The organism is Tardiphaga sp., assembly GCF_028290785.1.
Classification (GTDB): domain Bacteria; phylum Pseudomonadota; class Alphaproteobacteria; order Rhizobiales; family Xanthobacteraceae; genus Tardiphaga.
The window spans coordinates 1-5,837 of the sequence record NZ_JAQGJD010000026.1 but is presented as its reverse complement, the minus strand read 5'-3'; the positions used below and the strand labels follow the sequence as shown (position 1 = coordinate 5,837).

Here is a 5,837-nt window from a genome sequence, read left to right as displayed (position 1 = left end):
ACGCATTCGTCGCTCCCGTCTCCAGCTGCATCTGCAGCAGATAGGGCTCCAGCGCATTCATGGTGCGCTCCAGCGCGCCGCCGAGCCGCTCCACGACCTGTTCGGCGGCATCGATGGAAGCTTCGCGTACCGGGGCGTTGCCGAGCATCTGGCCGAGCTGCTTGACCAGTTGCTCCGACGACACCGCCTGCCGCGCGCCGCCGGCGGCGTCGAGCGCCTCGTAGACGTCGGTGAAATTGAAGACGTGCGGGCCGTGTACGATGGACGCGCCGAGCTTCACCGCTTCGATGGGATTCTGGCCGCCATGCGGCACCAGCGAGCCGCCCATGAACACCACCGGCGTCAGCCGGTAGAACAGACCGAGCTCGCCCATGGTATCCGCCACATAGATGTCGGTGCCGGCTTCAGGCCATTCCTCGCGCGAGCGCAGCGCGACCTGCGCACCCGCGGCCACGATCATCTTCGCGACGGCCTCGCCGCGATGCGCATGGCGAGGCACGATCACCGTGAGCAGCGACGGAAAGAAGCTCGCCAGCGCCTTGTGGGTCTCCAGCAGGATCTCTTCCTCGCCGGGATGGGTCGACGACGCCACGATGATCGGACGGCCTGTCGTCACCGAGATCAGCTTTTCCAGCTTTGCCAGATCGGCCGGTGGCGCCTGCACGTCCAGCTTGAGGTTGCCGGTGACGCGCACGTTGCGCGAACCCAGCGCAGAAAAGCGCTCGGCATCCGTATCGGATTGCGCGAGACAGATATCGAAACGGCCGAGCAACGCCGCGATGGTCGCGGAAAATTTCTGCCAGCGCGGAAACGAACGCTGCGACATGCGGCCGTTGATCAGCACCATCGGCAGCCGCCGCTGCGCGGCGGACAGGATCAGGTTCGGCCAGATGTCGGATTCGATGAACAGCGCGAGGTTCGGCCGCCAGTGATCGAGAAACCGCGCCACAAAGCGCGGCGAGTCGTAGGGGATGTATTGATGGATGATATCGGCCGGGAAGCGCTTGGCGACGATGCCGGCCGAGGTCACCGTGCCCGAGGTCAGCAGGATGCGGAAGCCCCGGAGGCGCAGCCGCTCGATCAGGGCCGCCGCCGCCAGCACTTCGCCGACGCTGGCGCCGTGGACCCAGACCAAAGGACCCGCCGGTCGCGCGATCTCGGTAACGCCGCGGCGTTCGCCGATGCGGGCGGGATCTTCCTTGTTGTTCTTCAGCCGCTGCCGGATCAGCACCGGCGCCAGCGGCGCCAGCGCCGCGGACAGCTTGCGATAGACGCGCAGCGTCATCGGCAGCGAATCAGGCATGACCGGCCTCTTCCGGGCGGCCGACGGCGATATAAGCGCGCCGCGTCGCGTCGTTCAGCGTCGCCTCCAGTTGCAGCCGAAGCGTCTCCATCATCGCGCGGTCGGCGTCGGCGGGCACGCTGATCGGTTCGCCGCCGACCAGGACGCCGCGGCCGAACGGCATGTTGATGGTGGTGCGGTCCCAGTTCTTGAGCTGGATGAAACGGCTGGTAGCCATGGCGAACGGCATGATCGGCCGGCCGCTCTCGCGTGCCAGCATGATGATGCCGAGGCCAGCCACGCGCGAGCGCTTCGGCACGTCGGCGGTGAGCGCCATGTTGATGCCCTGCCCCAAGGTGCGCACCATTTCGTTGAAGGCGCCGACGCCGCCCTTGCGGTGAAACGCGCCGCCGTGGTCGCCGGAGCCTCGGACGGTGCCGATGCCGAGCCGCTCGGCCGCCAGCGCATTGAACTCGCCGTCCCGATGCCGCGAGATCAGCACCCGGCCCTGATAGTCCTTGCGCTTGATGAACGGCGTCATGAAGTGCTGGCCATGCCAGAACGCCAGGATCACCGGCATCTCGGGTTCGACGATGTCATAGACGTTCGGGGGGTCGAGCGTGAAGCGGTTGGTCTTCCAGACCAGCCGCAGGAATTCGGCCGCGAGAAATCCCGCAGCGCGCTGCACCCAGCTGCTGCGCAGCGCGTTTCGAAGCAGTCGTTTCAACTGGAGGGCTTCGCGTCTTGACCTGGATCGAGCAGCCGATGGAGGTGGACGATGAAGTAGCGCATGTGGGCGTTATCGACGGTCTGCTGCGCCTTGGCCTTCCAGGCGGCGAAAGCCGACGCGTAGTTCGGGTAGTAACCGACGGTCTCGACCTGGCTCAGATCCTTGAAGGTATTGTCCTTCAGGTTGGTCAGTTCGCCACCGACGACCAGGTGAAGCAACTGCGGCGCGTGGTCCGACATGAATATTTTTCCTACAGCTGCCCGGCTGAGATCAGATGGATGGATGTGATGGGGTCGCGCGGCCGGTGACGTGCGTCGGTCTCAGAGCTGGCGGTTCCGAAACTGCTCGACGATGTAAGCATGACGATCGGCCCCCGCGGCCACCAGCAATCCGTGCGTCACTTCCCGGCGGTTGTAGAGCAGCGGTTCGCCGGAAAGCGCGGTCATCCTACCATTCGCTTCGTGCACGATCAAATCCGCAGCGGCAAGATCCCAGTCGCGGCTCTGGCCGCCGGCAAAGGCCGCATCGAGCTTGCCGCTGCCGGCCCAGCACAGCCGCAGCGCCAGCGACCCGATTCGCGGATACAGCGCGATGTCCTGCAATGGCCGGGCAAGCCGCTCCACCAGCGGTTTGGGACCGGCGATGCGGGGGAAATCCAGCGCGGTCCCGCGTGTGGCGCGGATCGGCAAACCGTTGCGCGTGGCGCCCTGGCCGCGCACGGCAAAGAAAAATTCATCTGTGGACGGCGCGAACACCGCCGCCAGCAGCGGCCGGCCGCCCTCGACCAGTGCCACACTGACACACCAGTCCTCGCGGCCGGCGAGATAACCACGGGTGCCGTCGATCGGATCGATAATCCAGGTCAAATGCCTGCCGAGCCGCGATTCGTCGTCGGCGCTCTCCTCCGACAGCCAGCCGTAATCGGGCGTCGCGCCGTGCAGCCGGGCCTCGATCAGGTCGTTGACGGCGATGTCGGCTTCCGAGACCGGCGACGACCCGCCCTTGGTCCACATCTTCAGCTCGGTGCGAAACATCGAAAGGCCGAGCGCGCCGGCGTCCCGCACCGTCTGCGCCAGCAGCGCCGCGTCGTGTGACAGTCGGTCCGCGTGTGCGAGGTCAGCGTCCGGCAATCGTCAGCCCCTCGACCCGCACGGTCGGCGCGTTGACGCCGTAGCGGAAGCTGAGATCGTTGGCGGGCTGCAGCGACTTGAAGATATCGAACAGATGCCCGGCGATGGTGATCTCGCTGACGGCGTAAGTGAGTTCGCCGTTCTCGATCCAGAACCCGCCGGCGCCGCGGCTGTAATCGCCGGTGACGCCGTTGACCCCGGAGCCGATCAGGTCGGTGACATAGAAACCTTCCTTGATGTCGGCGATCAGCTCGGCCGGCGTCATCTCGCCGGCTTCCATGTGCAGATTATACGCGCCCGGCGACGGCGACGACGATACGCCGCGGTGGGCGTGGCCGGTGGTGGTCATGCCCAACTCGCGCGCGGTGGCGCAGTCCAGCAGCCAGGTCGTCAGCACGCCGTCGTCGATGATCGCGGTACGCTTCACCGCGACGCCCTCGGCATCGAACGATTGCGAGCGCAGCCCGCGCACGCGCAGGGGATCGTCGATGATGCGGATGTTCTTGTTGAACAGCTGCTTGCCGAGGCTGTCCTTGAGGAAGCTGGTCTTGCGCGCGATGGAGGCGCCGTTCGCCGCGCCGACGATGTGGCCGACCAGCGAATTCGAAACGCGCGGATCGAACACCACCGGCACCTTGCAGGTGGCGACCTTGCGCGGATTGGCGCGCGCCACGGTGCGTTCGCCGGCGAGCTTGCCGACCGACGCGGACGACTCCAGATCGGAAGCGTGCGGCGCCGAGGTGAACGCGTAGTCGCGCTCCATGTTGGTGCCGTCGCCGACGATCGCGGTCATCGAGACGCCCTGGCTCGAACGCAAATACGAGCCGTGAAATCCGGTCGATGTCACCAGCACCATGCCACCGATGCCGGTCGAAGCCGAAGCGCCGCCGGACTTGGTGACGCCTTTCACGGCGAGCGCCGCTTCCTCAGCTTCCACGGCACGACGCTCGAGTTCTTTCACCGACGGCGTGATGGGGTCGAGCAGGTCGAGCTCCGGAAAATCGCGCGCCAGCAATTCGGGATCGGCAAGGCCGACATATTGATCGTCGGGCGCCACACGCGCCATCGCCACCGCGCGCTCGGCGAGAACGGCAACATTGTCGCCGGAGACATCGTTGGTCGAGATCACCGCCTGGCGGCGACCGACGAACACCCGCAGGCCGACGTCGTCGCCTTCGGAGCGCTCGGAGGCTTCGACCTTGCCGTCGCGCACCTCGACGCCGTGCGACACGCCGCGCACCGCGACCGCGTCCGCGGCATCGGCGCCGGCGCGCCTGGCGGCCTCGACCAGACGATGCGCCAGCGTGGAGAGCGCGGACTGGTCGAGCAGATCTGAATTGGCGGATTTCGACGACGACGGCGATAACGCGTTTGGTGAAGAGATCACGAACAAAATCCCGGGTTTTTGAGGCAGCCCGAGGCAGGACCGCGTCATCAAGAGATGTGCTTATTTCACAGGGACTTCAAGCATGCGGCAGGCCGAAAGCCAAAGAATTTCAGCGATACCGCAAGGTCTCGTCAATCATGTCCCGCAGGCTTTCGTCAAGCATGCGGGCGGGTGGGATTCGATTAACCAGCCTTTTTAAGCGCTTTCCGCATTCCATCTGGCAAGGTCCTCCCATCGACCGGAAGCATAATTTCGGCGGGGAGATAAAATCTTGAGGCATCAAACAGCAGCTACAGGCGGGACCTATCCCGTTGGGTCGAGCCGCGCATTGCGGCTCGACCCCCACTCGCTACCGGTCCGCTTCGATGCGCACGATCAACGTGCGGATGGCAGCGTCCGGCACATCGAACTGCATCGCGAACGCGTCATCCTGCACCGTGAGTTGCGCGGCATGCGGATGGCGATCAACGTCCGCGTCAGCGACTTTCTCGGTGTCGCCGTGCGCGGCCTCGACGACGCCAAGATGCTGGTACTCGCGCATCGCGATCCCGCGCTGTCGATTCCGCTGTGCGTCAGTTCCGACCGCGTCGAGATCGACACCGCATGGCAAATGTGGAGCGCGATCTTCGCGCTGCCGCAACTGCCGGAAGAAAAAATCCGCGAACCGGCTCCGCGTCGCCGCCGCCACAACGCGGTCCGCGAACGCCGCCCGAAGTTTCTGGTCCGCCGTCGTGTCGGCGCGTTGCTGGGCGAAGCCGGCGTGTATCAGGGCGAACGCGAGATTATCGCGCGGGATTGAAGTGTAGTTGGTTTGTAGGGTGGGCAAAGCGAAGCGTGCCCACCAGTGCCAAGCAAGATGAAGATGGTGGGCACGGCGCAAGCGCGCCTTTGCCCGCCCTACGGCTCACCCCGCCCGCATCACCGCATCCACCAGCAGGCCGGCCAACAGCAGCAGCCCGGCGTCGCGGTTTGATTTGAACACGCGCAGGCATAGCGCGGGGTCCTTGATATCAACACGAAAAATCTGCCACACCAGATGCACGGCAAACGCCAGCAGCCCGAGCCACGCCGGCTCATGCGCGCCGGCCAGTGCCAAGGCGACGCCGATCAGCACGACAGCCAAGCCATAGAACGCCATCAGCGCCGGGCGCGTACGCGCGCCGAACAGCAGCGCCGTCGATTTGATGCCGATCAGCGCGTCGTCCTCGGTGTCCTGATGGGCGTAGATGGTGTCGTAGCCGATCACCCAGGAGATCGACCCCGCATACAGCAACAGCGCGGCGGCATCGATGCGGCCGAACTGCACCG

The 5,837-nt window shown here is 65.6% G+C and carries 7 protein-coding genes; 1 reads left to right on the top strand and 6 read right to left on the bottom strand.

Features of this window, described 5'->3' with window-relative positions; genetic code table 11:
- The 5 genes from JWR89_RS01585 to JWR89_RS01565 form a co-directional block, all read right to left on the bottom strand.
- On the bottom strand, positions 1 to 1,303 hold a 1,303-nt coding region (locus JWR89_RS01585), incomplete at its 3' end, for a 3-deoxy-D-manno-octulosonic acid transferase (protein WP_299710913.1).
- Positions 1,296 to 2,009 carry a lysophospholipid acyltransferase family protein gene (locus JWR89_RS01580; RefSeq protein ID WP_299710910.1) on the bottom strand — a complete coding sequence of 238 codons (714 nt, stop codon included), beginning with the start codon at positions 2,007 to 2,009 and terminating at the stop codon, positions 1,296 to 1,298. The genes JWR89_RS01580 and JWR89_RS01585, both read right to left, overlap by 8 nt.
- Positions 2,006 to 2,251 (bottom strand): DUF4170 domain-containing protein, encoded by a 246-nt coding sequence (locus JWR89_RS01575; RefSeq protein WP_299710907.1) that lies wholly within the window; start codon positions 2,249 to 2,251, stop codon positions 2,006 to 2,008. Before JWR89_RS01575 ends, JWR89_RS01580 begins: the two co-directional genes overlap by 4 nt.
- A gap of 81 nt (positions 2,252 to 2,332) precedes the next feature.
- Complete coding sequence (locus JWR89_RS01570; RefSeq protein WP_299710904.1) at positions 2,333 to 3,142, bottom strand: 3'(2'),5'-bisphosphate nucleotidase CysQ; 810 nt, start codon at positions 3,140 to 3,142, stop codon at positions 2,333 to 2,335.
- Complete coding sequence (locus JWR89_RS01565) at positions 3,129 to 4,529, bottom strand: TldD/PmbA family protein (protein ID WP_299710901.1); 1,401 nt, start codon at positions 4,527 to 4,529, stop codon at positions 3,129 to 3,131. The genes JWR89_RS01570 and JWR89_RS01565 overlap by 14 nt, the downstream gene beginning before the upstream one ends.
- A gap of 271 nt (positions 4,530 to 4,800) precedes the next feature.
- Here JWR89_RS01565 and JWR89_RS01560 point away from each other — a divergent pair, with 271 nt between their 5' ends.
- Positions 4,801 to 5,328: a DUF6101 family protein gene (locus JWR89_RS01560; protein ID WP_299710898.1), complete on the top strand. Its 528-nt coding sequence runs from the start codon at positions 4,801 to 4,803 to the stop codon at positions 5,326 to 5,328.
- 105 nt (positions 5,329 to 5,433) lie between these two features.
- On the opposite strand, the gene JWR89_RS01555 is transcribed toward JWR89_RS01560, so the two are convergent.
- On the bottom strand, positions 5,434 to 5,837 hold a 404-nt coding region (locus JWR89_RS01555; protein WP_299710895.1), incomplete at its 5' end, for a UbiA family prenyltransferase.